This window comes from Streptomyces sp. NPDC000345, from assembly GCF_042898825.1.
Lineage (GTDB): Bacteria > Actinomycetota > Actinomycetes > Streptomycetales > Streptomycetaceae > Streptomyces.
Genome location: NZ_JBIAZE010000012.1, coordinates 164,273 through 189,762, shown reverse-complemented (window position 1 = coordinate 189,762; position 25,490 = coordinate 164,273). Strand labels below are relative to the sequence as shown.

Sequence of the window (25,490 nt, the reverse complement as noted above, 5' to 3'; positions counted from 1 at the left end):
ATCCCCCAGCCGGTGCCATTCCCATGGCGTCGGCTGGGCGGTTGGTTTACTCGGTGCCACAGCCGGAGCTTGCGGGCCGTCCGGCGCGTACGTTTACCGGGTCGGCCGAGAAACGAAGTCCGGCCGGATGAGGAGCAGGGCGCGGTCGTCCGGATATTCGGCACCGGGCTGGTGGTCGAGAAAAAGCTCGCACAGGTCGTGCACGTCCAGGCCGGTGCCCCGGCGGGCCGTCTCGGTGAGACGCTCCAAGCCCACGTCCAGACGTTCCCTGCGGCGTTCGATCAGACCGTCGGTGTAGAGCAGGACCGCCGCGCCTTCGGCCAGTGTGGTCTCGCCCTGGCGGTATCGGGCGTCGGGGACGGGTCCCACCGGCGGCGAGACAGGTCCGTCGAGATAGCGGCTGGAGCCGTCGGGGCACACCACGAGCGGCGGAGGATGTCCGGCCTTGACGTAGGTCAGGGTGCGGGTCGGCCGGTGGTAGAGCAGATAGGCGGCGGTGGCCATCTGGCCGCGGTGGTAGATGTGCAGATATTCGTTCAGCTCGCCGAGGACCGCCTCCGGACGGGTGCCGCAGCGCAGGACGATGCCGCGCAGGGCGGCGATGATCTGTGCCATGACGGCGGCCTGGGGCAGGCCGTGGCCGGCTACATCGCCGATCGACAGACCGACGTGGTCCTCGTCGAGGTCGTAGAGGTCGTACCAGTCGCCGCCGACCATGACCATGTCGCTGCCGGGTGCGTAGCGCGTCGCCACCTCCAGGCCCGGGATGTCCGGCAGTTGGGGCAGGAGACTGAGCTGGAGGCGCTCGGCGACCCGGTGTTCGTGCTCGTACAGCCCGGCGCGGTGCACCGCCTGGGCGATCTGCTGCGCCACAGCGGTCAGGTGCTCGGGTTCCGGCATCCCGCTCGCGCCGGGACGGACGGTCAGGGCGCCCAGGACGACACCGTCCGCTTCCAGCGCCACCCGTGGCACCCCGTCGGCCACAGGGCGCGCGACACCGGGATCGTCCAGGTTCCTCCAGGCGGTCTCCCTCAGGACCCGGAGATCGTCGCCCGGTCCCAGGGCGGGCACCAGACGCTGGGCGTGCAGCTCCAGGGTCACGTGGTCGACGTCCAGGACCCGTGCGGCGGTGGCCGCCACGGCCCCGGCGACCTGGGCGAGCGTCGCCGACGACGCCAGTGCCGCAGTCAGCTGGTACAGGCGTTGCAGGCGCGCGCGAGCGGCCTGCTCGGCCCGCAGAAGCTCCTCACGCTGCACTTCCGCGGTACGCCGGATGGCGATCTCCCGGTTGAGCGCGCTGACCTGCCGGCTGAGGACGACGAAACGGTCGGCGTGGTCGAGGCGGTGCAGGTTCAGCTGGACCGCCGGCCCGGGCCCCTGCCACCAGGCGGCGCGGACGCCGTGGCACCGAAAGCGCGCCCGGCTGCCCTCGCCGTCCTTCAGGACGAGCGCCCCCGGCAACGGGCTGCCGCTGCGCACCCAGTTGCCCAGATGCGTCCGCAGAACACGGGCATCGTCCTGGACGAGGGCGTACAGGCTGGCGCCCGCGCCCAGTTGAGGAATCGAGGCGGCGGCCGGATTGGCCGCCAGAACCGTGCCGTCCCCCGCGCACAGGATGACGGGGTGGGGCAGGGTTCTGGTGATGGCCTCGAACAGGCCGAGACTCACGCAGGTACCGTACCGGTGTCGGGACCCGCGAGGGGCAACTCCGCGTCGGCGAAGTACTCACGACCGCCGACCGGTCCGGGCACCAGGTGCACGACCACGCGGCAGCCGGCGTCTCCGCGGGCGATGGTCTCCTGCAGCTCGACACTGGCGTAACCGAGATTGCGGGCGGCGATCGTGCCGAAGACGTTCGAGGTCATCATGCACATCGACTCACGGCCCAGCACCTTCTCCGCGAACGGGCAGGCCCGGTTGCCCAGCACGATCTTCGTGTCGTCCTGCTCGATGACGTAGAAGTCGCCCTTGATCCGCCGCTTGAGATCCACCAGTGCCTCCGCGACCTGCTGCCGGGACAGATGGTCCGTGCCGAGCGCCTCGAGGTACATCTCATCGATCTGCGTGCCCACCGCCTGGCCGACCAGGCTGATGTAGCCGGACGCCTCCTGAAGGCCGATCACCGACTCCAGCGACGTCGCCAACTCGCGCACCAGCGTCCGCAGGAACACATCACGGTCCAGGTCGATCTTCACATCCACCGGGTGGCCCATGGCGCCGCCCCTCCTCATCTCTGCACGCCCCGTAGACCGCGCGGGCCGCCCCGTCACGTACGGATCCCGCGGACGACTCGTGGCAGACGCTGGAGCGTACCGCGAGCCGGCACCGCCGCGGGGGCGCCTTCGGGCGACTTCGACGGTAAGGGATACTGGCAACCGGCAGCAGGGAATCCAGGGGTGACGGCGTGGACGGTTCAGGGGAGGCGGCTGCGCCGCCCGCATCGCCGGCGCGGTCCACGGGCGCCTTGCGCGTGCACCCACTGGCGGACCGGCCAGGCTGGCAGGTGGCCGGCGAGATCAGCCTGATCACGCGCCGGGCCTGGGAACAGACGCTGCACCAGCTTGCCCTGAGCGACGAAGAGGCGTGCCACTTGGAGCTTTCCGCGATCACCTTCGTCGACGTAGCCGGTGTCTCGGCTCTGGCGGTGGCCGCCCAGAGCCTTCCGGAGGGACGACGCATCGTGCTCGAAGAGGCGCCTGCCGCCCTGCGGCGCGTGCTGGGCATGTTCTGGCCGGACCTGCCCGCGGTCGAGGTGGTGACGGCGTGATGACCGATCCGACTGCTGAACCGTTCGTCCATCCAGCCCTCTTCTACCGAGGAGAGGAAGAGTACCTGCGGGGCACCGTGCCCTTCGTCCGGGACGGCCTGAGGGCCGGAGAACCGGTGGCGGTCGCCGTACCCGGACCCAACCTGGCGATCCTCAGGACGGCCCTGGGCGGGGATGCCGCGGACGTACGGTTCCTCGACATGACCGAGGTCGGGCGCAACCCCGGACGCATCATCCCCAAGGTGCTCCGTGCCTTCGCCGACGCCCATCCCCGGACGCGGGTGCGGATCATCGGCGAGCCGATCTGGGCCGGCCGCAGCAGCGTGGAGTACCCGGCGTGCGTCCAGCACGAGGCGCTCATCAACCCGGCGTTCCAGGGCCGGGACGTCACCATCCTCTGCCCGTACGACGCCGGACGTCTCCCCGAGCAGGTCCTCACCGACGCGTACACGACGCATCCCGTCGTCATCTCCGGCGGGAAGGAGCGCGGCAGCTCCGCCTACGCTCCCGAGCAGGTGATCGCGCGCTACAACGAACCCCTGGCACACGTGGCGACGGCCGACGAACTCGACTTCGACGCCGACGGACTGCCGGGCGCCCGGCAGTTCGCCGTCGAGCGGGCCGCCCGATACGGCCTGTCCGGTGTCCGCCTGGAGGACGTCGCCCTGGTCGTCGCCGAGCTGACCACCAACAGCGTCGTGCACGGCGGAGGTTCGGGCACCGTACGGGTGTGGACCGAAGGCGACCGGGTGGTGTGCGAGGTCCGCGACCGCGGGCGGCTGAGCGATCCGCTCGCCGGACGCCGCCCGCCCTCACGGGACCAGCTGGGCGGCCGGGGCCTGCTGCTGGTGCACTGTCTCGCCGACCTCGTACGCATCCACACCGGCCCCGACGGTACGACCGTCCGCTGCTACGTCGGCCGCTGATCCCGCCGCCGAAGGGGCACCCGGGTCGGTCAGCGCGCGCGCAGCCGCTGCCAGCAGCGGTGGACGTGGTCCTCGGCCTCGCGTACGGCCGAGAGGGCGGCGTCGGAAGGCGCCGCCGCGGAGGGCACGGACCGGTCACCGCCGGATGCGGTGCGCCGGCCCGCGCGGGCGGCGTCTCCTCGGCCGCCCTGGTGGAGGACGGCGGCTCGGGCGACCAAGATCATGACGATGACTGCCGCGGCTGTCACCACCGCGGCCGCATGCTGATCCGACATGGCTGTGAGAGTCCTTCGTGCGGGAACGGCGGGGAGGCGGGAGAGCCGGTATCCGCGTCGTGCGGCGCTCCCGCCTCCCGGTGCGTGTCGGACGGGCCGGGTTCCGGTCGGGCGGCCGGACGGGGAGGGCGCCGGCCGGACCGGCCGGCGGGCGATCCTCGACGCTTCCGTCCGGCTCACCCGTTCCGGCGTCGGCAGGCCAGCCACACCGCGGCGGCCACACCGGCCGCGGTCAGCAGCACCTTGCGGTTGTCCCGCGCCAACCGGGCCCCCTCGGCGGTGGTGTGCCGCACCGGCCCGGGCGCGTTCTCCTGCCACATCCGACCGGCCCGGGCCGCCTTCGCCCGGGCCTGTCCGGCGGCCTTCGCGGCCGTGTCCCTGACCGGGTCGGGCAGCCTGTCCTGCGCCTGGTGCGCCAGGTCGGCGGCCCTCGCCTTCAGTTCCCCGGCCTTGACCGTGGCGTGGTCCTTGAGTTCCCCGGCCTTGACCGTGGCGTGCTCCTTGAGTTCCCCGGCCTTGACCGTGGCGTGGTCCTTGAGTTCCCCGGCCTTGACCGTCGCCTGGTCCTTCAGCTCGTCGGCCTTCGCGGCAGCCTGTTGCTTCACCTGGGCGGCCTTCTCCTGAGTCCGGGCCTTGACATCGGTCCTGGCTGCCAGCGCCTCGACCGTCTGCCCGAGCTCGGTCCGGGTCTGTTCGACCTGCTCGCGCAGTTCCTCGGGGCCGGCGGCGGTGGGTTCGTCATGCGGCGGCTGCGTCATCGGTGTGCGCTCTCCTTGGTTTCGGCCACGTCGGCCTTCACGTTCTCGACCGTCCGCCCGGGTGCGGGCGGCGCGGCCCGGTGGACCTGCTCCTTTCCCCTCATGGCCGGCACCGCGGCGATCACACCCGGCACCACGGTGACGATCGGCGCGGTGGCCCGCACCGGCAGTGGCACCGCCAGCGCGGCGATCGCGGTCACGACCGGCGCCCGCTGCAGCAGTTCGCTCACCGGCTCCTGGCCGAAGCGGTCCGTCCTGTGTCCGGCTACGGCATGGTGCGGTGGTGCGCTCGACACGGCGTTCACCTCCCGTCCCTGTCGGTTCCTGTCGGCCGGGCCTCGTCATGCGCCCGGCCTCCGATGAGCGCGCGAGTACCCCGGACAGGCGGGTCAAGGGCGGGCCGGGTGGCCTGCTTCGCACCCGGCCTCAGGGGCGCGGGAGTTCGACCGGCGCCGTGCGGGTGTGCCCGGCGGTGGCGTGGGACGGTCATACGTCGTCCAGCCGGCGCACGTCCTCCTCGTCCCACGTCCGGGTGTCGCGGGGCTCGGTGTAGGGCTCGGTCTCGGGCGGCAGGCCGCCCGCGATGGACCGCTGGCGCACGGTCTCGGCGTCGAACTCCAGGCCCAGCAGGATGGCCACGTTGGTGATCCACAGCCAGACGAGGAAGACGATGACACCGGCCATGGTGCCGTAGGTCTTGTTGTAGGAGGCGAAGTTGGTCACGTAGAACGCGAAGGCTGCGGAGGCGATCATCCAGATACCCAGGGCGAGGAAGCTGCCCGGGGTGATCCACCGGAACCCCTTGACCTTGGCGTTCGGGCTGGCCCAGTACAGGACGGCGATCATGAGGGTGACCAGGACGACCAGGACGGGCCACTTGGCGACCGACCACACCGCCAGCGCGGTGTCCCCGACGCCGAGGGCGGCGCCGGCCTGGCGGGCGATGCCGCCGGTGAACACCACGATCAGCGCGCTGATCACCGCCAGCACCATCAGCACGACCGTCAGCGCGATACGGAGGGGGACGATCTTCCACGCCGGGCGGCCTTCCGGCATCTCGTAGACCTTGTTCGCGGCGCGGATGAACGCCGCGATGTAGCCGGACGCCGACCACACGGCCAACGCCAGGCCCACGATCGCCATGACGGACCCGACGCCCGCGTTGCCCTGCAACTGCTCCACGGCCCGGGTGATGATGTCCCGCGCCGAGCCGGGCGTGAGCCGCCTGAGATTGTCGAGCACCGTGTCGGTGGCAGACTCGCCGGCGATGCCCAGCAGGGAGACCAGCACCAGCAGCGCCGGGAACAGCGACAGCACCCCGTAGTACGTCAGGGCCGCCGCGCGGTCGGTCAGCTCGTCGTCCTTGAACTCCCGCAGGGCTCCCCTGAGCACCGCGCCCCAGGCCCGCTTGGGCAGCTTCGTCGGTGCCGCCGGTGCCCGCCGCTCCACCTCGGGCCCGGGCCCGACGTCGTCGGGCGCCGGTACCTCGTCGTGGTGGGATTTCCGCCCTGGAAGATGCAAACTCGCCATGGGCGCCGGGTAACCCGTCGGGGCTCTCCTACGCCACCGGTGCCGCCCGCGGGCGCGGCGTCAGGCGTCCAGGGCGTCGCGGACGGTGGCGTGGCAGTCGATGACCTCGTCGAGCCCGACGAGCCGCATCGTGCGCAGCACGGAATCGGTCGGTCCGGCCAGGCGCAGCCAGCCGCCGGCACCGCGGGCGGCGTTGTGGGCGGCGATGAGGATGTTGATGCCGCTGGAGTCCATGAACGTCACCCCGCCGAGGTCCACCACGATCCGCGGGAGCGCCGTGCCCCCGGGGAGGATGAGCGCCTGGCGCAGAGAGCCGCCGCTGTCGTGGTCGATCTCCCCGCGCACGGTGATGACGCGGACGCCGTCGATGGGGGTGCAGGTGACCGTCAGACCGTCTGACCCTGCTGCCCCGCTGTTGTCTGTCACACTTCCCTCAACAACGCTCAGTGACTTCGGCCGGCCGTTTCCCGCCGGAAGACTGCCTGGATACTACGGGGCGTCCGGCGAGGTTGTGCCGAGTGGGGGCAAGCAGGCGTACACAGGGCGATGGCGGGTACGCGCGGGCGTATGAACGGGGTGATGAAGACAGTGGGGATGGAATCGGTCCCTTTCACCGAGGAGGGTCCCATCAGTGTGAACCGGGATCCCTGGCAGGTGTCCGCCGCGCTGGACGGTGACGGAACGTGCATCGCCGAGGCCCGCCGTCTCGCGGTCGACTTCCTCACGCGTCTGCAGGCCGACCGGGGGATACCCGTCTCGTCGCGCGCCAGGGACCTCACACAGCTGGTGGTCAGCGAACTGGTCACCAACGCCCGCAAGTACGCTCCCGGGCCGGTGCTGCTCGATCTGCGCGTCACCGGCGCGGTGGTGGAGGTGGTGGTCTGGGACAGCGACCCGGTGCTGCCGGTGGCCCGCGCCGCCGACCCGGGCCGGGTGGGCCAGCACGGGCTGGAGATCGTGATGGCGGTCGCCGAGGGCTTCGAGGCCCAGCGCGAGCCGGTCGGCAAACGCATCACCGCCCGTATCGCGCTCCTGGACGATCACGGCGGCGTGGCGGGCCGTCACCGGGCCTGACGCCCGCCCCACCTCGCGGCGTGGACGCCGGCCACGACCGCCTCGGGCGAGGGCGCCTGGGGGACGGCCGGGGAACGCCACGTCCGGCGGCCGCTTGCCGGCGGGCGGCAGGCATGCAATCGCCGTGGCGGTGCAGGCGTGAAGTATGAGGTGTGTCATCTACCGTGAGTCAGCGGACGAGCCGGAACAGGTGGACTGCCGACAGGCCGACGGCGGTCGTGCGGCGGTGCTGGACAGTCTGAAGCGGGTGACGGGAGGCGAGTTCTGCTGGGTGCATCTGGACGATCCAGGTCCGGGGGATCTGCAGGAACTGGCCGGCCCCCTGGGGCTGCATCCGCTGGCGGTCGAGGACGCCGGTGAGGCGCATCAGCGGCCCAAGCGGGAGCGGTACGGGGACGTGCTCGCGGTGGCGCTGAAGACGCTGTGGTACGTCGAGGACGGCAGCGAGGTGGAGACCGGCGAGGTGATGGTCTTCACCGGCCCGCGGTTCGCCCTGACCGTCCGTCACGGCGCGGCCGACCCCACCGTCGAGGCGGCCCGGCGGCTCCACGCGGACCCGCCGCTGCTGCGCTTCGGGCCCGCCGCCGTGCTCCACGCCGTCCTGGACACCGTGGTCGACTCCTACACCGAGGCCGCCGTCCAGATCCGCACCGGGCTTGCCGCGCTGGAGCGGCGCGTGTTCTCCCCGGAGCGCGAGGACCTCACCGAGGAGATCTACTCCCTCAAACGGGAGGTCCTGGAATTCCGGGACGCGGTCCAGCCCCTGGTCCCGGTGGCGCAGGACTTCGCCGGCCCCCACGCCGAGTGGTCCGAGGAGATGCTGCCGTACTTCCGAGACGTCGCCGACCACCTGCACCGAACCGACACCGAGGTGCGCTCCCAGGACGAGCTGCTCAACTCCGCCCTCGACGCCCACCTCGCCCGGGTCGGCACCTGGCAGAACGACGACATGCGCCGCATCTCCGCCTGGGCCGCCATCCTGGCCACCCCGACGCTCGTCGCCGGCGTCTACGGCATGAACTTCGCCCAGATGCCGGAACTGAGGTGGACCTACGGATACCCGCTCGCCATCGCCGTGATGGTGGGCGCCGCCGTCCTGCTGCACCGGGCCTTCCGCCGCAACGGCTGGCTGTGAACGCCGGGCGCCCGCGCCGGCCGGCGGAAACGGGGCGACACCGCTGCCGGTGCCACCCCCGAAGGCGTCAGTCCTGGACGAGCTGAGCGGCCAGACGGCGGGCCTGGGCCAGCAGCGCGCCGTGCGTCGCCAGTGCCTCGGGATCCTCCCGCACGGTCCCGGGCAGCCGCCGCTGGAGCTCGTCGAGGCTGCGCCGCAGTTCCTCGACAGCCTCGCGCAGAGCTCCGTCGGCGGACCGCTCTGGGCCGGTTCCCGCCAGCCGGGTCCGGCCGTAGAGACTGACCGCCCGGCCGGTGTGGCGCAGGAAGTCGGCGTAGGGGCCGGTGATCTGCGGGGCGGGGCGGCCCTCCCCGTCGTTGCGGCTCGCGATCTCCAGCACGGTGCGGGTCACGCCCGCGGTGTGCACCGCGACATGGTCCAGCACGGCCAGCGCGTCGTCGTACGCCTTGCCGGGCGGGGAGACGGCATCCGTACCGCGGCCACGGTGATTGCCCCGCATGCTTTCGCGGCTCCAGCCGATCGCGGAGCGCGCCTGGTCGACCAGACGTCCCAGCCGCAGCGCGCGCTCGTGCCATTCCCCGGCCGCGTGGGTGTCCCACTCACCGTCGGCCAGCCCCTCGGCCACCGCGGCCAGAATCTCCCGCGCCTCGCGGGCGGCGTCCTGGAGGGCGGCGCGGGTGTCACGCAGGTACAGCGGGGGCCGGATCAGCGCGTTGACCGTGAGGCCGACCACCGCCCCGAAGACCGCCTCCACGATGCGCGCGCCCGAGGTGAGGACGGTGACCTGTCCGCTGGTCAGGACGAACAGCGCGCCGGTGGCGGCGTAGATGCCCTGGCTGCCGAGGCGCTGCCACTGCGCCAGCAGGAGGACCGCCGGAAGCACGAGGACCATCGTGATCATCGTGCTGTCCAGCAGCAACGCGACGACCGTGGCCACCACCGTGCCCACCGCGATCGCCGCCAGCTGCTGCAGCCCGTGCGCGAGCGACCGGTACACCGTCGACTCGACCAGCACGACCGCCACCCAGGGAGCGACGAACGCCATCGGAGCCTGCAGCCACCACCCCGCCACGGCCCACGCCACACAGGCGGCCAGCGCCGCCTTGCCGGCCTGCATCACCAGATCGCGTTCACGCCCCGGTTCGGTCCACGCCCGCCGTACCGCCCCCACGACGGCCCAGCCATGACGCCGAACCGCTCCTGTCGCCCTTGCCAACCACTCCATGGCACAGCAAGTGCCACACCAGGGACGACAGATGCGCCCCTGTGGGCACCCTCACGGCCGGCGGTTCCTCGGCACCGGCGACCGGTGGGCCGGCGCCGTGCGGATCTCCGGCGGCGAGCCGGCGGTCCGCCCCCGCCGCCGTGGGCATCCATCCGGGCGTGCCGTCGCGTATGGCGGTGTCAGGCACCGGAGGCGCCCCGGTGGATGAGGCGGGAAACCCGGCGGCCGGGCCCGGTCTGCCTGACCTCGACGAGGTGCGGGCATCGCTCGCGCAGCAGACGTTCCAGGCGGTGCTGAAGGGTGATCCAGGCGGCGGGACACCCGTCGCAGGCGCCGCCGAGACGGACGGTGACGATGCCCTCGCGCACGTCGACCAGGTCGATGGTGCCGCCGTGCGAGCGGGCGTAGCGGCCCGACGGTCCGTCGAGGAGCTCTCGGGCCGCGGCATACAGCGCCGCGTCGCCGCCGGAGTGGCCACCGTCGTCCTGCTCGGCCGAGGTGCGCCAGTCCGCCGGGTGTTCGAGGGACAGGTGCAGCGCGGTACGGATCAGGGCTCCGTCGCCGGACCAGGACCGGTTCTCGCCGAGATCGGTGACGACGGCGGAGGGCTCGACGACGACCCGGGTGAGGGTGCCGTCGGCCAGCAGCGCCGCCAGCGGTGCGGGCACCGCGGTGGCCGGGCCCGTGCAGTTGAGGGTGCCGGCGGGGACGATCCACCGCATCTGGAGAGGGCGGCCGGGGAGGGGCTGGGGGTGCAGGGGAATCACCGGCGCTCACCCGCCCGTCAGCGCGGCGGTGACGGTGTGCGCCAGAAGGGCCATGAGCCAGGCCGTCACGGTCAGATAGCCGAAGGCGATCGCCGGCCATCTCCAGGTGCCGGTCTCCCGACGGATGACCGCGACGGTGGCCATGCACTGCAACGCGTAGGCGAAGTAGACGAGCAGCGCGGCGATCGTGGGCGCGGTGAAGACCTGCTGCCCGGCGCGGGGTCCGTCCGGGTAGGTCATGGCGCGCAGGGCCCCGGCCGGATTCTCCGCGTCCTCGGCCGCGGCGACCTGCCCGAGGGTGGCGACGAAGGTCTCCCTGGCGGACTGGGCCGACAACACGCCGACGTTGACGCGCCAGTCGAAGCCCAGGGGATCGAAGACGGGTGCGACGGACCGGCCCACGGCCGCGGCGTAACTGTGGTCGATGACATAGGCGGACACGGCCACGGAGTCCGCGGTGTCGACACCGGCCGCCCGCATCTGCGCGGTGGAGTGCAGCGGCAGGTTCAGAGCCAGCCACAGAGCGAGGGAGGTGACCACGATGACGGTCGAGCACTTGCGCAGAAAGGCCCGGGCGGACGACCACATCGCCAGCAGCACCGCGCGAGGCGCCGGCATCCGGTAGGGCGGCATTTCCATGAAGAACGGCATGGGCGTGCCATGGCGGTCGGTGAGCTTCTTGACCGCCCAGGCGGCGACCATCGCCGAGACCGCGCCGAGCAGATAGAGGCCGAACATGATCAGGCCCTGCGCGCCGAACGGGCCGATCCGGCTGGAGGGGTCCACCAGCAGGCCGATGAGCAGCACATACACCGGAAGGCGTGCCGAACAGGTCATCAGCGGGGCGGCCATCATCGTGGCCAGCCGGTCCTTCGCCGAGGGCAGGGTACGCGTGGCCATGATGCCGGGGATCGCGCAGGCGAACGACGACAGCAGCGCCACGAAGGCCCGCCCCTCCAGCCCGGCCCGTGCCATCACCCGGTCCATGAGGAACGCCGCCCGCGACAGATAGCCCACGCCTTCGAGCAGCGCGAGGAGCAGGAAGAGCAGCACGATCTGCGGGACGAAGACCAGGACGCCGCCGACGCCCCCGATGACGGCGTCACCGAGCAGTCCGGACAGCCACGGGCTGCCGACATGGTCGGCGACGAGGCCGGACAGCCATCCGAACAGCGTCTCCACATACCCCTGCAGCGGCGCCGCGAGGGTGAACACGGTCTGGAAGAAGACCACCATGACCGCGAAGAACACGATCAGGCCCCACACGGGGTGCAGCAGCACCGCGTCGAGGCGCTGGGTGGCCCGATGCCGTTCGGCCGGGCGGTAGCCGGCGAAGGCGAGCACCGACTCCGCCCAGGCGTCCAGTTCGGCGGGGGCGGTGGGCGGGGCGAGGACCGGGGCCGGCCAGGACTGCCAGGAGGCGATGCGGTCCCGCAGCCGCGCGATGCCGAGCCTGCGGTGGCCGACCACGGCGAGCACCGGTACGCCCAGGGCCCGGGACAGTGCGTCGACGTCCAAGTGGCCCTGCCTCAGGGCGAGTTCGTCGGTGAACGTCAACACCACGCAGGTCGGCAGGGAGCGGGCCAGGACCTGTGCGACGAGCAGCAGCGAGCGCCGCAGAGTGGTGGCGTCCACGACGACGAGCAGCGCGTCCGGCCGGGGTGCGCCGTCCAGCCGGCCGTCCAGGACGTCCACGGTGATCCGCTCGTCCGGGCTGATCGGCTCCAGGCAGTAGGTGCCCGGCAGATCCTCGACGAGATGGGTGTGGTCGCCGGCCCGGCAGGTGCCGACGTACCGGGCCACGGTCACGCCCGGGTAGTTGCCGGTCTTGGCGCGCAGACCCGTAAGGGCGTTGAAGACGCTGGTCTTGCCCGCGTTGGGGCTGCCGACCAGCGCGATGCGCGCATCCTCGGTCACGCCCGTGGCCGCGCCGGCGGGCCCGTGACAGCCCGCGGTCACCGGTCGGCCCCGATGGTGTGCACGTACGCGGCCTGTGCCCGGCGCAGGCACACCTCGTAGTCCTTCAGCCGGTAGACGACCGGGTCCCGCAGCGGTGCCCGGCGCACGACCTCCACCACGGTGCCGGGCGTGAACCCGAGGGCGCCCAGCCGGCGTACCGTCTCGGGCGCTCCGTCCGCGACGACCTCGACGACCGTGGCGCGCTCACCGGGCGCCAGGTCGGCCAGGGCACGCGGCGCGCGCCCCACCACAGCCGTCGCCCGGTGACCCGGGGCTCCGGCGTGCTCATCACCCATGCTCATCCGCGTCTCCGCTACGCCATGCCGGACAAGTGCCGTCCGGTCACCCAGATGTCAGTGAGGCTAGCCTTGCCTGCTCTCGGTGATGGCTGGAATCCGGCCTGTACGAAGGCACCGTCCGGCCCGGCTCACAGGGCCACACGGCCCTTGGCCCACCAGATTCGGCGGCTCCCCCCCCCGGCACGGTGGAGCCGGCCTCGGCCGTCGTCGACGCGTTCGGGCCACGCACGGGGGTCGCCGGAGACCGGCGCCCTGGACGTGCGTACACGATCGTCCGCGGCCTCCCGGGCTCCCCGGCCTTCCCGGCCTTCCCGGCCTTCCCGGCCTTCCCGACCGTCCCCGGCTCCCCGACCGTCCCCGGCCTCCCCGGTACGCCGATCGGCCCGCCCCCGGCGCTCGGCCGGTCACGTCCGACCCGGGCAGGCGGGGCCGAAGGTCCCGGCAGCCGGTGCCGGACGGATCGAGAACCTGCCCTGTACGGCGCTCCCCGCGATCAGTCCCGGACGGCGAACATCGACGGCGAGGCGAGCGCGCACGAGAGGAACCGTGATGACCACGACCGTGACAGCCGGCGACCGGACCGCTGCGGCCCGGCGGCAGATCGAGGCCTTGTTTCCGACCGGTTCCACGGACCGTGGGCAGCAGTTCGACGTGATCGGCCGCACCCCCGAAGGAACGCTGTGAGTACCGTGACCGACCCGGCGGCGGGCCGCGCCGCGGGACCCGAGCGGGCGACGGGCCCCGCGCAGGCCACCGGCCGGATCCACTCCTGGGACCTGTCCACCGGCGTGGACGGTCCCGGGACCCGGTTCGTCCTCTTCGTCAGCGGCTGCCCCCTGCGCTGTCTGTACTGCGCCAACCCCGACACCTGGCACATGCGGGACGGCCGGGAGGCCACGGTGGACGAGGTGATGGCGGAGATCGGGAAGTACCGGGCCTTCATCACCACCGCCGGGGGAGGGGTGACCCTCACCGGCGGCGAGGCGCTTCTGCAACCCGCGTTCACGGCCGCCGTGTTCCGTCGTTGCAAGGAGGCCGGACTGCACACCGCCCTGGACACGTCCGGCTTCCTCGGGGCCCGCGCCACCGACGAGCTCCTCGCCGACACCGACCTGGTCCTGCTGGACATCAAGTCCTTCGACGTCCGCACCTACCGGGAACTGACCGGCGGCGAACTCGCCCCCACGCTGGACTTCGCCAGGCGCCTGGACCGGCTCGGAAAGCGGGTGTGGATCCGCTACGTGCTGGTGCCCGGCTGGACCGACTCACCGGACGCCGTGTACGACCTCGCCCGCTTCCTCGCCGGCCTCGGCACCGTCGACCGCGTCGAGGTCCTGCCCTTCCACAAGCTCGGCGCCGCCAAGTACGACGCCCTCGGCGTGCCCTTCCGCCTGCGGAACACGCCCACCCCGGGGCCGGATCTGGTCGGGCGGGTCCGGGACCAGTTCCGCGAGCTGGGCCTGAACGCCTACTGAACTCCCCGCTCACCGGCTCGAAGAGACGCGAGGCCGAACCCCGGGGGCCGGTGGGGCCCAAGGTCCCTCATCCGGGCCCCGTGAGGCCCAAGCCCCGCCCGCTCCCGCCCAACAGACTGTCAGCACAACCGGAACACCACCGGGCATCGATCGAGAGGCGACGGACATGACCGTGCGCGTGGGCATCAACGGCTTCGGCCGCATCGGACGGAACTACCTGCGCTGCGTGCTCGAGCGTGCGGAGACGGCGGCGGGCTCGCCGGTCGAGGTGGTGGCGGTCAACGACCTCGCCTCGCCGGCGGCGCTGGCCCATCTGCTCGCCTTCGACTCGACCTACGGCCGCCTCGACCGTACCGTCGAGCACGACGAGACGTCGTTCACCGTCGACGGCCGACGCATCGCCGTGACGGCCGAGCGCGACCCGGCCGCACTGGCCTGGGGCGACCTCGGCGTGGACATCGTGATCGAGTCGACCGGCCGTTTCCGCACCCGTGAGCAGGCAGGCCTGCATCTGAAGGGCGGCGCCCGCAAGGTGCTGCTGTCCGTGCCCGGCAAGGACGTCGACGCCACGATCGTGATGGGCGTCAACGAGGGCACGTACGACCCGCAGCGCGACCACGTGGTCTCCAACGCCTCCTGCACCACCAACTGCGTGGCCCCCATGGTGAAGGTGCTCGACGAGAACTTCGGCATCGTCAAGGGGCTGATGACCACCATCCACGGCTACACCAACGACCAGGTGGTCCTGGACGGCCCGCACAAGGACCTGCGCCGTGGCCGCAGCGCCGCCGTCAACATCATCCCCACGTCCACCGGCGCCGCCCGTGCCGTCGGCCTGGTCCTGCCCGAGCTGGCCGGCACCCTGGACGGCATCGCCGTACGCGTGCCCGTCGAGGACGGCTCGCTGACCGACCTCAGCGTGGTCCTGGACCGGCCGGTGACCGCCGACGAGGTCAACGCCGCCTACCGGGAGGCCGCCGACGGACCGCTGAAGGGCGTCCTGCGGGTCTCCGACGCCCCGATCGTCTCCCGCGACGTCGTCGGCGATCCCGCCTCCTGCGTCCTGGACGCCCCGCTGACCCAGGCGCACGGCGACCTGGTCAAGGTCTTCGGCTGGTACGACAACGAGTGGGGCTACACCAACCGGCTGCTCGACCTCACCGAGTACGTCGCCGCGCGGCTTCCGCAGAGCTGATCCCGTCCGACAGGTCGCCGACCCCCGCACGGCGGCGCAGGGACCGCCCGGGCTCAGGTGTACGTGTACGGCATGGGGGACGTGACCGTGGCTCCCGTGGAGGTCGTCGCGACCACCGCGACGGGACCGGTGGTGGGCATCGGCGGGGTGACCGCCTGGACCTTGATGGCGGACATGACCTTGAACGAGAGGGCCGCCACGCCGCCGAAGGTGACGCCGTTGACCTGGGACAGGAAGGTTCCGTTGAGATTCACGATACGGCTGCCTGCACGCGGCCCCGAGATCGGGCTGATGCTGGTGATCGTGGGGCTGCCGATGTAGGCGTAGGAGAGGCTGTTGGAGACGCCACCCGGGCTGACCATGTACACGGGGACGCTGCGGGCGAGGCCCGACGCCGGGACGGTGACCCTGAGTTCGGTGTCCGAGACGACGGTGGCGGGCACCTCCAGGCTGCCGAACCGTACGGACTTGACGCCGACGAACCGTTGTCCGGTCAGGGTGACGACGTTGCCGCCGTTCATCGATCCGGAGGCGGCCGAGAGGAGGCTCACGACGGGCAGCCGGCGGTAGTAGTAGTGGCCGACGATCGCCTTCCCGCCGCTGGCGGTCACGGTGACCGGTACGGCCGACCTGATGGCGGCCGGGGTGACGACGGTGAGCGTGGTGTCGCTGACGACGGCGAAGTCCTTGGCCTGCCGGACCCCGAAGCGGACGTCGGTGGTGCCGAGAAAGCCCCGCCCTTTGATGACCACCGTCGTTCCGCCGCCGCGGGGGCCGGTGTTGGGGGAGATGGCGGCCGGCCTCCGCTGGACGTGGACCGTGTTGTCGCCGTGGTCGACGGCGTAGAGATACCCGCCGTCCGGTGTGGTCGCCACCTCGTGGGGCTCGGCGAATCCCGGGATCGTTCCGCTGACGCTGTTGCTGCTCGGGTTGATCACGGTCAGCGAGCCCGCGCCGGTCAAGGAGGCGTAGACGAGCGTCCCGTCCGGGGAGGGGGCCAGACAGTGCGGGCTGTCGGCGACGGAGACCGTGTCGGTGACGGTGTTGGTGCCCGTGCTGATCACGCTCACCTTCCGGGCACCGGAGTTCGCCACGTACACGCGCGTCCCGTCGGGCGTGACGGCCAGGCCCAGGGGCGTGTTGAAGCCGGTCACGGTGGCCACGACGCTGTTGCCGACCGTGTCGATCACACTGACGGTGCCGGCCACGGAGTTGCTGACGTAGGCGCGCAGACCGTCGGGACGGAGGGCGACGACCTGGGGGCCGTTGCCCACGGCGATGGTGTTCGTGACCGTGTTGGTGGCCGTGCTGATGACGCTCACGGTGTTCGCACCGGAGTTCGCCACGTACACGCGGGCGCCGTCGGGGGTGACGGCCAGCCCGCGCGGCGCGGTGAGGCCGCTGACGCTTCCGACGAGGGTGTCGGTCACCGTGCTGACGACGGAGACGGTGCCCGAGCCGGGCCTCGTCACGTAGAGGCGCAGGCCGTCCGGGGTGACCGCGACGGACCACGGGCCGGACCCCACACCGATGGTGGCGGCGACGGCGTCGGCGACGGTGTCGATCACGCTCAGCGTGTCGGCACCCGAGTCGGTCACATAGGCGCGCAGCCCGTCGGGCCGCATGACGACGGAGTGGGGTGCCGCTCCCACCGGGATCGTGTCGGCGTCGGCGACCAGGGCGTACGGCGGAGCGCTCCCCAACTTCCTTGTCTCCGGCCCGGCTTGACTGACGGACATGCTGGATCCTCTCGACCGGACTCCCGAATTCGGTGAGTTTCAGAGCGAGTCGAGGATTTCATGCCCTGAGATTCGATGACCCGGCGCCCGCCATTTCAGGAGTCGTTTCCCTGTGCTTCCTGGATCGTCCCATCAACTGCGGCTCCATATAAGAGGTGAATGGGGGCACTCGGGCGCAGATTCCGTCACTGAGGATTAATTCATCTCATCGTATTCACCACTCGGTGCATCGTATGGGCCCTACTCCCTCGGCGGAATGCCTGCTTCGCTTTTCATACGAGGGACGCCCTGCGTGAGAGTCCGACTCCATTGAAACGGCGCCGGCGACACAGGCCCATTGCTCCCGCATGCGGGGCCGCCTTCCCGGAGAAGAAAGCACCCAGCGCGAAGGAGAAGCCTCGTGGTCACTCTCAACCCGAACCAGGGACCCACCTCGGGCGGCAACCAGGTCGTCATCACCGGCACGAACTTCACGGGCGCCACCAGCGTGAAGTTCGGAACCAAGTCGGCGGGCTTCACCGTCGACAGCGCCACCCAGATCACCGCTGTGGCGCCGTCGAACAACGCGGCGGTCCAGGTCACGGTCACCACGCCGGGCGGAACGACGGCCCCGGTCTGGTACTACTACATCACGCCCCCGACCAAATCGAGTCTCAGCGAGACGATGGGGCCGCTCGACGGCATCCCCGTCACCCTCACCGGTTCGAGCCTGACCACCGCCACGTCGATGTCCTTCGGCTCCAACTCCGTCGTCCCCACGGTGGTGAACGACACCACGCTCAACGTCACGGTGCCGCCGGTGACCACCCCCCAGACCGTCCCCGTCAGCGTGACGACCAAGGGCGGCACCACCAACGGGCTCACCTTCACCTACGTGGCCGCCCCGACGGTGACCAGCATGGACCCCACCACCGGACCGGACTACGGCGGCACGGCCTCCACCATCACCGGCACCCACCTCAGTGACGTCGTGGACGTGTCGTACGGTCCCGACTCGACCTCCTACAACGTCATCGACGACACCACCATCGTCGCCTACTCGCCAGGCGGCACGGGCACGGTCACCGTCACCCTCACCAGCGCGGGCGGCAGCGACTCCTCGCAGACGTTCACCTACACGGTCACCCCCGGCTGAGCCGCCCGACCCACAGGCGGTCCGCAGTCCGTCCGACGGAACCGGGGAACACGCCCGGCTCCGTCGGACGGACTGTTCGGTGAGGCGTTGCGGGCACCGCAGGGCCTGCGCCGAGCCGGTCGCGCTCTACCCGGCGTCGAGCTGGTGGTCGGCCCAGACGTAGCTTTCGGGCAGCAAGTCGCTGATGAGAACGGTTCGGACGCGGTCCTCCTCGCCGACGATGATCTTGAGGGCGGGAAAGTAGTCGAGAAGGACCTGACGGCACCGGCCGCAGGGGGGAACGACTCCCCGGTCGCGGTCGCCCACGGCGACGATCGTGTCCAGTTCGTAGGCGCCCTGGGCGGCTGCCGCGCCGATGAGCACCAGTTCGGCGCAGGGCCCCCCGGTGAAGTGGTAGGCGTTCACCGCGGTGATGATCCGGCCGTCCCGGGCACGGGCCGCGGCCGCCATGGTGTGGTTGTCCCCCCGGCAGCGAGTGCCGGCGACATGCGCCGCGGCCTGGACGAGTTCGTGGTCGACCTGGTGGGTCTGCGTGGTCATCTTCTCTGCCTTCGTCAGGTGTCAGCCGACGTTGACCCGAGTGACGACGGTGTGCAAGCGAATATCGGCGGTGTGCTGCTGCATCACCGCAACGTGGCCACCCCGGACAAATTCCAGGCCATCGCCGGGGGGGGGACCACTCACGGCGTCGGGACACGGTGAGCGTGGAGGGGGATCTCTCCGCTACATCGCACCGTCCCCCGACGTCACGGGAGGCCTCACCGAAGGTCGCAGGCGCCGGACTGGTGGGGTGGCTGGAAGCAGGCGGTGACCTCCTTGCCGCGCGGGCAGCGGTAGGCCTGCCAGTCATCGGCCAGGGCGTCGACCAGGAGCAGACCCCGCCCCCCTGTCGCTCCCTCACCCGGGTGACGCCGCTCGGGCAGCCGGGGCGAGGCGTCATGCACGGTCACGTGCAGGCACTCCTCGTCCCAGGTGAGGATCAACTGCGCCGCACTACGGGCGTGGACGTGGGCGTTCGTGACCAGCTCGGACACGGCCAGCAGAACGGAGTCCACCAGATCCGGTGCCGTCCGCGCCCAGCCGAGCGTCTCCAGATGCGCACGCGTCCAGTCCCTGGCCGCCTTCACGCCGCTGTTCACCGGCAGGGAGCGCGCCCATCCCACAGCTCTCATCGACGAGTCTTTTGCCACGGTCTCTCCTTGAGCGAACCAGCGGGGTGCTAGTCCCGTGTGCCCGCAAACCGAGAGCTCAACAGGGTGACCTCCGTACGCGGCCGGACCGTGGCGCGGGCCGGCCCGATCGGGCGTACTGCTCGACGGCCTCGAAAACCCGGGGAGGCAGGCCCCCGGCGGTGCCGAGGGCCTGCGATCGGTCAGCAGGTCGAGTTGGTCTGGGTGAGCAGGCCGAGCCGCCACGGGAGGGTGTTGTAGTCGCCGGTCGCGTTGGGGTTCAGGCCCTGGTACAGGTACTGGAGCCGGCAGGAGGGAATGGTCAGCGTCTGGTCGTAGCCCGCGCGGATCATCTCCCCGTGGCTGATGTCCCGGGTCCAGGCACCGGCGGGGAACGTCACGTTGCCCGACTTCGCGAACGGGTTGCTCTCGGACGCGGCCAGGGGTGTCCACGACCCGGCGAGACTGCTCGTGGTCCAGGAGCGGAAGTAGCGCCGGCCGTCGGTGCCGATGGCCTCCACGAGGAGCAGGTACTGGTTGGCGCCCTGCACCTTGTAGACGTTGCTCGCTTCGAACAGCGCGTACCTGTTGGAGTCCTGGGCCGCGATCACGGTGTCGGTGAAGCCGTTCGGGAACTGGCCGACGGTGGTCCGGGAGCGGTACAGGTGACCGTTGTCGTCGGAGGAGAACAGATAGCAGTTGGCGCTGTCGCAGATCACCCACATGTCGACCCAGTAGCCGTTGCCGATGTTCTGCCGGATGATGTCCGGCATCGAGGAGTAGAAGTTGCGGGGCGCGCTCCACCCGTTGGGGTTGCTGATGTCGGGGTTGGTGGAGTACGAGGCGTTGCCGGTCTGGTAGACGAGGTACCACAGGCGCTGCGGCGCGTAGTAGAACACCTGCGGCGCGGCCCGGTACCCGGTGCCGACGGCGGTGCGGTCCAGGTAGTGGTGCGTGGCCGAACCCGCCTGCGACCAGTCGGAGAAGCTCAGGTACACCAGGTTGTATCCGGAGGCGCTCGCGGTGCTCGCGAAGACGTGGTACTTGCCGTTGTAGTAGACGACCGACGGGTCCTTGATGCCCGCGATGTTGTGGGTCGCGTCGGACTTCGGGGAGATCAGGGCACCGCTGGAGCTCCAGGAGAAGCCGGAGGGCAGCGCGGCGGCGGACCGGGGCGAACCGGTCGTGGCGCTCCCGGCGGCGGCTGCGGGGCGGGCGGCCGCCGTGCCGCCCAGCGCGGTGAGCGTCGACTGGTAGGCCGACTTCTTGTTGCCGCCGCGGTCGAACAGCAGGGGGTTCTCCCCGCTGCGCCAGGAGTCGCTGTCGCGGATGCCCCAGACGGTGATGCCGGTGCAGCGGGCCACGTTCATGCAGGCCCGTACCGTGTTCGCGTACGCCGTCGTCGGCGCCTGGGCGATGTCCAGTTCCGTGATCTGGACGTCGACGCCGAGGGCGGCGAAGTTCGCCAGCGTGGTCTGGAAGCTCGACGGCGGGCCGCCGGTGCCGAAGTGGGCCTGGAACCCGACGCAGTCGATGGGCACTCCGCGCGCCTTGAAGTCGCGCACCATGCGGTACACGCCCTGGGTCTTCGCGGCGTTCCAGTCCTCGATGCTGTAGTCGTTGTAGCAGAGCTTGGCCCCTGAGTCGGCCGACCGCGCGGTGCGGAAGGCCTGTTCGATGAAGCCGTCGCCCAGCAGGTTCTGGAACACCGAGGGGCGGTGCCGGCCGCTGCCGCCGTCGGCGAAGGCCTCGTTGACCACGTCCCAGGAGTGGATCCGGCCCTTGTAGCGGTTCATCACCGTGGTGATGTGGTTGTTCATGACGCTGCGCACGGTGTTCGCGTCGCCGATGGAGCTGACCCAGGAGGGCAGTTGGGAGTGCCACACGAGGGTGTGGCCGCGCACGCGCTGACCGCGGGCCGCCGCGCGGTTGACGATCTGGTCGGCGGGGCCGAAGTTGAACGCGTTCCGAGAGGGCTCGGTCGTGTCCCACTTCATCTCGTTCTCGGGGGTGACCGAGTTGAACTCGCGGTCCAGGATCGCGGTGTACGTGCCGTCGCCGAGTTTTCCGGCGGCCACCGCGGTCCCGAAGTACCGTCCGGACTGGGCCGCCTGGGCGCCCAGAGTGGACGCCCGGACGGCGTCGGGGGCGGCGGTCGCGGCGACGGGCGTCACCAGGGTGGCCACGGCCAGCAGGGACAACACCGAGGCTCGGCGACGGCCGAGCCGTTTCATCGGGTTCACGGTTCTCCTCGTACGGTTGGCGGGGGGTTGGGTTGGTGCGATCGGTCGGATCGGTCGATCGGATCGGGTCAGGGCGTGGACAGTTCGAACCGCGGGACGCGGACCGCACCGCCGAGCGCCTGGGTGGCGTGGTTGAAGAGGGCGAATCGGTAGCCCATGAAGAACCGCCAGTCGTTGCCCATGGCGAAGGCGGGCCCGAGGCGGATGAAGTTGGTGCCGTCGGTGCTGTAGGAGAAGGTTCCGGGGCGTGCCGCGCCGGGACGGATGTCCGCGGTCGCGCGCAGCCAGACGCGGCTGCCGGACAGGGGCGCGCTCGCGGCCTCGGTGCCGGTGCCGGTGGTGTTCCAGTTGCCGTCCATGGTGAGCCCGTTGACCATCACCAGCCGCGGTACGCCGCCGTCGCGCCTGACACCGATCCAGGCGGAGGAGTCGCGCAGCAGCGCCAGGCCGGCACGGTCGCCGTCCCGCATCGCCGAGAAGTCGAGCTGGACGGTGGCGGTGGAGGTGGGCCCCTGGACGCGGTGGGTGAGCGTGTTGCGGGCCGCGTACAGGTCGCCGGTGACGGTCGCGGTCCGCAGGGTCAGTCCGCCGCCCGCCGACCACTTGGTGTTGTCCGGGTTGTGGTTCCACTCCCACCGTGGTGTGAGGGCCGGCCCCTCGAAGGTGTCGACGCCGGTCATCGGGGTGATCGGGCGGGGCGCAGCCGACACGGCCGGACCGGGATACGACGCGCCCCAGGCGCCGTCCACGAGTTGTACGACCGGCCAGCCGTCCGAGGTCCAGGTGACGGGTGCCAGGACGGGCACCCTGCCGCCGGGGTAGGCGTCCACGAAGGCCATGTAGTACCAGGCGCCGCCCTGGGTCTGCACCAGCCCGCCCTGGTGCGGGACGCCACCGCCGGCGATCGGTCCGCGCAGGTCGAGGAGGACCTGCCGCATCGTGTAGGGACCGAAGGGGCCGCTCGAGGACTTGAGGATGTACTGCCCGTTCGCGGGGCGGGTCAGAAAGATGTAGTACTGCCCGTTGATCTTGTAGAAGCGGGAGCCCTCGAGGGTGCCGACACTCGACGGCGCGGTGAACACCTGCTGCGTGCGCACCTGGTTGCGCCCGTCGGGCGAGAGCTGGGCCACGCTGATGGTGGCGTTGCCGTACGCCACGTACAGGGTGTCGTCGCTGTCGACGAGCAGTCCGGCGTCGTAGTACGGCGTGCTGATCGTCGTGAGCCTGCTCCACGGGCCCTCGGCGGCGGTGGCGGTGTAGACGTAGGTCCGGGCGAAGTCGATCTGGCCGAGCCAGTAGAACGTCCTGTTGCTCGGGCGGTAGGCCAGCGACGAGGCCCAGATGCCCCGGACGTAGCCGCGGCCACCGTTCAGGTCGTATTTGGCGCCGAAGTCGAGGACGGGCACCGAGTGGCCGGCGATCTCCCAGTTCACCAGGTCGTGGGAACGCAGGACGGGTGCGCCCGGCGAGTAGTGCATCGTCGATGCCGAGGCGTAGTACGTGCTGCCTACGCGGATGACGTCGATGTCCGCGAAGTCCTGCCAGATCACCGGGTTGGTGTAGGCCGCAGTGGGCGCGAGGGCCGTTCCGGGGGCGGCGGGCGCGGGGGCGCCGGCGGTACCGGCGGCCGGGGCCGGCGGAAGGACGGCGCCGGTGACCAGCCCGGTGGCGGCCGCCAGGACCCGGCGACGGCCGAGATGCTGATCAGAGCATGACATATCCATGGGTCGTCTCCCTGTGCTGCCTTGCCGGGGCGGGTGTCCCGTTTGGTGCGTGCTGGACGTCCGCTCGAAACGCACGGTTCGTCATCTCGAACATCGATCGATTTGTCGAGCATTTCGGATGGTAGGGAACCGGCGGACGCCGTCAATAGCCCTCGCATTATTCGTCATTCACTTCGAAATATTTCGGAATCGGGATGTGGCCGAAAGCCCTCGTAAAGCCATGTCGGTGGCGGTGCAGGGGGTGGGACGGGGGAGTTGACATGGCTGAGTGCGGCGCCCCATCCTTCGTGAGGCCATCAGACCGCACGAATGGCGTTCGGGATTTAGAACGCAACTTTCGCCACCCCGCATGAATGGGGCAGGTCCAGGGCGGCCGTCGGGCCGAGGTCCGCGGCCACCTCCTTCCGGGAAAGGAGCCCCGGTGTCCTTACGCTCAGGCAGACGGCTGCTGCGCCTCCTCGCAGCCGCCGCGCTGACGGTCACCGCGTCCGTCACGGCATCCGTCCACTCCGCCGCTTCGGCCGCGCCCGGCAGCCCGGCCCTCACTCCACCCCTGGGCTGGAACAGCTGGAACAGCTTCGGGTGCGGCGTCACCGAGGCCCAGGTCCGCGAGGCCGCGGACGCGATGGTGTCCTCGGGCATGCGGGACGCCGGCTACCGGTACGTGGTGGTCGACGACTGCTGGTTCGACCCGCAACGCGACGCCTCGGGCAACCTGCGGGCCAATCCGGCCAAGTTCCCCAGCGGGATGAAGGCCCTCGGGGACTACATCCACGGCAAGGGCCTGAAGTTCGGCATCTACCAGGTGCCGGGCGAGCGCACCTGCGCGCAGGCCGTGGGGAGCTACCCGGGGTCGACGGGGAGCAGGGGGCACGAGGCTCAGGACGCCGCCGCGTTCGCCTCGTGGGGCGTCGACTACCTCAAGTACGACTGGTGCTCCTCCAGCGGCACCCGTGACGAGCAGGTCGCGCGATTCACGCTGATGCGCGACGCCCTGCGCGCCACGGGGCGGCCCATCGTCTACAGCATCAACCCCAACAGCCTGCACGCCATCACCGGCGCCACCTACAACTGGGGTGGGGTCGCCGACCTGTGGCGGACCACCGAGGACCTGCTCGACATCTGGCAGAACGGCAACACCAACAGCTACCCGATGGGTGTCGGCAACGTCCTCGACGTCACCGCGCCGCTCGCGGCGCAGTCGGGGCCGGGACACTGGAACGACCCCGACATGCTGGTCGTGGGCCGCCCCGGCCTGTCACCGACCGAGTCCCGTTCCCACTTCGCCCTGTGGGCACTGCTGGCCGCCCCGCTCATGGCCGGCAACGACATCCGCACCATGTCCGCCGACGTGAGCGCGACCCTGCGCAACCCCCGACTGCTGGCGGTGAACCAGGATCCGCTCGGCGCGGGCGGACGCAGGGTGCGCGACGACGGCAGCACCGAGGTGTTCGCCAAGCCCCTGTCCGACGGTTCGGTCGCGGTGGGTCTGTTCAACCGAGGGGGCGGTACCGCGACGGTCACCACCACGGCCGCACAGGTCGGCCTGTCCGGCGGAGCGTTCACCCTCACCGACCTGTGGACCGGCGGCACGTCGAGCACGTCCGGGCAGATCTCGGCGAGCGTCCCCCCGCACGGCGTGGCCGTGTACCGGGTGAACGGTGGCAGCCCGCTGGCCGCCACCACGTCGCGTCTGCGCGGCAACGGGTCGGGCCGCTGCCTGGACGTGGACAACGCCTCCACCGCGGCCGGCGCCACCGTAGTGATCTGGGACTGCCACACGGCCGCCAACCAGATGTGGACCACGTGGGCCGGCGGCGAGATCCGCGTCTTCGGTGACAAGTGCCTGGACGCCTACAACCAGGGAACCGGTGACGGCACCCGGGTCATCACCTGGCCCTGCAACGGCCAGGACAACCAGAAGTGGACCGTCGGCTCCGACGGGTCGGTCCACAACGTCCACGCCGGGCTGTGCCTCTCCGCCGACCGCGCCGGAACGGCCAACGGGACCCCGCTGGTCCTGGGGCGCTGCAACGGCCAGGCCGGCCAGCAGTGGACCCGGGCGTGAGGGTGTCGCGCACTCGCTGAGGACCGG

Annotated in this window: 25 protein-coding genes; 9 read left to right on the top strand and 16 right to left on the bottom strand. The window is 71.2% G+C overall.

From position 1 onward, the window contains the following. Positions 1-93: 93 nt before the first annotated feature. Both ACFY30_RS27545 and ACFY30_RS27540 read right to left on the bottom strand, forming a co-directional pair. Complete coding sequence (locus tag ACFY30_RS27545; RefSeq protein WP_390847828.1) at positions 94-1,668, bottom strand: SpoIIE family protein phosphatase; 1,575 nt, start codon at positions 1,666-1,668, stop codon at positions 94-96. Beyond that, entirely contained in the window at positions 1,665-2,213 is a 549-nt protein-coding gene (locus ACFY30_RS27540) for a methanogen output domain 1-containing protein (RefSeq protein ID WP_390847827.1), read from the bottom strand. The genes ACFY30_RS27545 and ACFY30_RS27540 overlap by 4 nt, the downstream gene beginning before the upstream one ends. 290 nt (positions 2,214-2,503) lie before the next feature. On the opposite strand from ACFY30_RS27540, the gene ACFY30_RS27535 reads away from it, so the two are divergent. Both ACFY30_RS27535 and ACFY30_RS27530 read left to right on the top strand, forming a co-directional pair. Continuing rightward, positions 2,504-2,767: an STAS domain-containing protein gene (locus ACFY30_RS27535; protein ID WP_390847826.1), complete on the top strand. Its 264-nt coding sequence runs from the start codon at positions 2,504-2,506 to the stop codon at positions 2,765-2,767. Continuing rightward, positions 2,767-3,693, top strand: a complete 927-nt coding sequence (locus ACFY30_RS27530; protein ID WP_390847825.1) for an anti-sigma factor RsbA family regulatory protein — start codon at positions 2,767-2,769, stop codon at positions 3,691-3,693. The genes ACFY30_RS27535 and ACFY30_RS27530 overlap by 1 nt, the downstream gene beginning before the upstream one ends. 29 nt (positions 3,694-3,722) lie before the next feature. Here the strand turns inward: ACFY30_RS27530 and ACFY30_RS27525 are convergent, their stop codons facing one another. The 5 genes from ACFY30_RS27525 to ACFY30_RS27505 form a co-directional block, all read right to left on the bottom strand. After that, the gene (locus ACFY30_RS27525; RefSeq protein WP_390847824.1) at positions 3,723-3,968 is read right to left on the bottom strand and encodes a hypothetical protein; all 246 of its coding nucleotides are present in this window, start codon (positions 3,966-3,968) and stop codon (positions 3,723-3,725) included. Between the two features lie 176 nt (positions 3,969-4,144). Beyond that, complete coding sequence (locus ACFY30_RS27520; protein ID WP_390847823.1) at positions 4,145-4,726, bottom strand: DUF3618 domain-containing protein; 582 nt, start codon at positions 4,724-4,726, stop codon at positions 4,145-4,147. Beyond that, complete coding sequence (locus tag ACFY30_RS27515; RefSeq protein WP_390847822.1) at positions 4,723-5,022, bottom strand: phage holin family protein; 300 nt, start codon at positions 5,020-5,022, stop codon at positions 4,723-4,725. The genes ACFY30_RS27520 and ACFY30_RS27515 overlap by 4 nt, the downstream gene beginning before the upstream one ends. A gap of 190 nt (positions 5,023-5,212) precedes the next feature. Further along, on the bottom strand, positions 5,213-6,256 hold the full coding sequence (locus tag ACFY30_RS27510) for a YihY/virulence factor BrkB family protein (protein ID WP_390847821.1): 1,044 nt from the start codon (positions 6,254-6,256) through the stop codon (positions 5,213-5,215). Between the two features lie 60 nt (positions 6,257-6,316). Further along, positions 6,317-6,682, bottom strand: coding sequence for an STAS domain-containing protein (locus tag ACFY30_RS27505; RefSeq protein WP_390847820.1), 366 nt, complete (start codon positions 6,680-6,682; stop codon positions 6,317-6,319). Between the two features lie 168 nt (positions 6,683-6,850). Between ACFY30_RS27505 and ACFY30_RS27500 the strand changes: the two genes are divergently transcribed. Together ACFY30_RS27500 and ACFY30_RS27495 are read left to right on the top strand one after the other, a co-directional pair. After that, complete coding sequence (locus ACFY30_RS27500) at positions 6,851-7,330, top strand: ATP-binding protein (RefSeq protein WP_390847819.1); 480 nt, start codon at positions 6,851-6,853, stop codon at positions 7,328-7,330. 226 nt (positions 7,331-7,556) lie between these two features. Further along, on the top strand, positions 7,557-8,465 hold the full coding sequence (locus ACFY30_RS27495; RefSeq protein ID WP_390847818.1) for a magnesium and cobalt transport protein CorA: 909 nt from the start codon (positions 7,557-7,559) through the stop codon (positions 8,463-8,465). A 67-nt stretch (positions 8,466-8,532) separates the two neighbouring features. On the opposite strand, the gene ACFY30_RS27490 is transcribed toward ACFY30_RS27495, so the two are convergent. The 4 genes from ACFY30_RS27490 to ACFY30_RS27475 form a co-directional block, all read right to left on the bottom strand. Next, entirely contained in the window at positions 8,533-9,582 is a 1,050-nt protein-coding gene (locus tag ACFY30_RS27490) for an aromatic acid exporter family protein (RefSeq protein WP_390847817.1), read from the bottom strand. A 287-nt stretch (positions 9,583-9,869) separates the two neighbouring features. Next, positions 9,870-10,412: a NifU family protein gene (locus tag ACFY30_RS27485; protein ID WP_390847816.1), complete on the bottom strand. Its 543-nt coding sequence runs from the start codon at positions 10,410-10,412 to the stop codon at positions 9,870-9,872. 51 nt (positions 10,413-10,463) lie between these two features. Next, positions 10,464-12,374, bottom strand: a complete 1,911-nt coding sequence (locus ACFY30_RS27480; protein ID WP_390847815.1) for a ferrous iron transporter B — start codon at positions 12,372-12,374, stop codon at positions 10,464-10,466. 38 nt (positions 12,375-12,412) lie between these two features. Beyond that, positions 12,413-12,718, bottom strand: coding sequence for a ferrous iron transport protein A (locus tag ACFY30_RS27475; protein WP_390847814.1), 306 nt, complete (start codon positions 12,716-12,718; stop codon positions 12,413-12,415). Between the two features lie 546 nt (positions 12,719-13,264). Between ACFY30_RS27475 and ACFY30_RS27470 the strand changes: the two genes are divergently transcribed. The 3 genes from ACFY30_RS27470 (at position 13,265) to gap (ending at position 15,385) form a co-directional block, all read left to right on the top strand. After that, a complete protein-coding gene (locus ACFY30_RS27470) occupies positions 13,265-13,399 on the top strand; it encodes a hypothetical protein (protein ID WP_390847813.1) in 135 nt (44 codons plus the stop codon). A gap of 5 nt (positions 13,400-13,404) precedes the next feature. After that, positions 13,405-14,190 carry a pyruvate formate-lyase-activating protein gene (gene pflA / locus ACFY30_RS27465; RefSeq protein ID WP_390847909.1) on the top strand — a complete coding sequence of 262 codons (786 nt, stop codon included), beginning with the start codon at positions 13,405-13,407 and terminating at the stop codon, positions 14,188-14,190. A 166-nt stretch (positions 14,191-14,356) separates the two neighbouring features. Beyond that, positions 14,357-15,385: a type I glyceraldehyde-3-phosphate dehydrogenase gene (gene gap / locus ACFY30_RS27460; protein WP_390847812.1), complete on the top strand. Its 1,029-nt coding sequence runs from the start codon at positions 14,357-14,359 to the stop codon at positions 15,383-15,385. Between the two features lie 53 nt (positions 15,386-15,438). On the opposite strand, the gene ACFY30_RS27455 is transcribed toward gap, so the two are convergent. Continuing rightward, a complete protein-coding gene (locus ACFY30_RS27455; protein WP_390847811.1) occupies positions 15,439-17,124 on the bottom strand; it encodes an IPT/TIG domain-containing protein in 1,686 nt (561 codons plus the stop codon). A gap of 400 nt (positions 17,125-17,524) precedes the next feature. Here ACFY30_RS27455 and ACFY30_RS27450 point away from each other — a divergent pair, with 400 nt between their 5' ends. Beyond that, positions 17,525-18,259: an IPT/TIG domain-containing protein gene (locus tag ACFY30_RS27450; protein WP_390847810.1), complete on the top strand. Its 735-nt coding sequence runs from the start codon at positions 17,525-17,527 to the stop codon at positions 18,257-18,259. Between the two features lie 126 nt (positions 18,260-18,385). On the opposite strand, the gene ACFY30_RS27445 is transcribed toward ACFY30_RS27450, so the two are convergent. The 4 genes from ACFY30_RS27445 to ACFY30_RS27430 form a co-directional block, all read right to left on the bottom strand. After that, positions 18,386-18,799 (bottom strand): cytidine deaminase family protein, encoded by a 414-nt coding sequence (locus ACFY30_RS27445; protein ID WP_390847809.1) that lies wholly within the window; start codon positions 18,797-18,799, stop codon positions 18,386-18,388. A gap of 218 nt (positions 18,800-19,017) precedes the next feature. Then, positions 19,018-19,449 (bottom strand): ATP-binding protein, encoded by a 432-nt coding sequence (locus ACFY30_RS27440; RefSeq protein WP_390847808.1) that lies wholly within the window; start codon positions 19,447-19,449, stop codon positions 19,018-19,020. Positions 19,450-19,631: 182 nt separating this feature from the next. Further along, entirely contained in the window at positions 19,632-21,671 is a 2,040-nt protein-coding gene (locus tag ACFY30_RS27435; RefSeq protein WP_390847807.1) for a non-reducing end alpha-L-arabinofuranosidase family hydrolase, read from the bottom strand. A 68-nt stretch (positions 21,672-21,739) separates the two neighbouring features. Then, a complete protein-coding gene (locus tag ACFY30_RS27430) occupies positions 21,740-23,389 on the bottom strand; it encodes a glycoside hydrolase 43 family protein (protein ID WP_390847908.1) in 1,650 nt (549 codons plus the stop codon). Positions 23,390-23,816: 427 nt separating this feature from the next. On the opposite strand from ACFY30_RS27430, the gene ACFY30_RS27425 reads away from it, so the two are divergent. After that, on the top strand, positions 23,817-25,463 hold the full coding sequence (locus tag ACFY30_RS27425; RefSeq protein ID WP_390847805.1) for a glycoside hydrolase family 27 protein: 1,647 nt from the start codon (positions 23,817-23,819) through the stop codon (positions 25,461-25,463). Positions 25,464-25,490 lie beyond the last annotated feature (27 nt).

What these genes read in the sequence shown, in the direction of transcription:
- gap (WP_390847812.1), top strand. Translation starts at nt 14,357, where the DNA reads ATGACCGTGCGCGTGGGCATCAACGGCTTCGGCCGCATCGGACGGAAC.
- ACFY30_RS27430 (WP_390847908.1), bottom strand. Translation starts at nt 23,389, where the DNA reads ATGTCATGCTCTGATCAGCATCTCGGCCGTCGCCGGGTCCTGGCGGCC.
- ACFY30_RS27485 (WP_390847816.1), bottom strand. Translation starts at nt 10,412, where the DNA reads ATGCGGTGGATCGTCCCCGCCGGCACCCTCAACTGCACGGGCCCGGCC.
- ACFY30_RS27470 (WP_390847813.1), top strand. Translation starts at nt 13,265, where the DNA reads ATGACCACGACCGTGACAGCCGGCGACCGGACCGCTGCGGCCCGGCGG.
- ACFY30_RS27510 (WP_390847821.1), bottom strand. Translation starts at nt 6,256, where the DNA reads ATGGCGAGTTTGCATCTTCCAGGGCGGAAATCCCACCACGACGAGGTA.
- ACFY30_RS27525 (WP_390847824.1), bottom strand. Translation starts at nt 3,968, where the DNA reads ATGTCGGATCAGCATGCGGCCGCGGTGGTGACAGCCGCGGCAGTCATC.
- ACFY30_RS27530 (WP_390847825.1), top strand. Translation starts at nt 2,767, where the DNA reads ATGACCGATCCGACTGCTGAACCGTTCGTCCATCCAGCCCTCTTCTAC.
- ACFY30_RS27540 (WP_390847827.1), bottom strand. Translation starts at nt 2,213, where the DNA reads ATGGGCCACCCGGTGGATGTGAAGATCGACCTGGACCGTGATGTGTTC.
- ACFY30_RS27500 (WP_390847819.1), top strand. Translation starts at nt 6,851, where the DNA reads ATGGAATCGGTCCCTTTCACCGAGGAGGGTCCCATCAGTGTGAACCGG.
- ACFY30_RS27455 (WP_390847811.1), bottom strand. Translation starts at nt 17,124, where the DNA reads ATGTCCGTCAGTCAAGCCGGGCCGGAGACAAGGAAGTTGGGGAGCGCT.
- ACFY30_RS27490 (WP_390847817.1), bottom strand. Translation starts at nt 9,582, where the DNA reads ATGCAGGCCGGCAAGGCGGCGCTGGCCGCCTGTGTGGCGTGGGCCGTG.
- ACFY30_RS27520 (WP_390847823.1), bottom strand. Translation starts at nt 4,726, where the DNA reads ATGACGCAGCCGCCGCATGACGAACCCACCGCCGCCGGCCCCGAGGAA.
- ACFY30_RS27445 (WP_390847809.1), bottom strand. Translation starts at nt 18,799, where the DNA reads ATGACCACGCAGACCCACCAGGTCGACCACGAACTCGTCCAGGCCGCG.
- ACFY30_RS27475 (WP_390847814.1), bottom strand. Translation starts at nt 12,718, where the DNA reads ATGAGCATGGGTGATGAGCACGCCGGAGCCCCGGGTCACCGGGCGACG.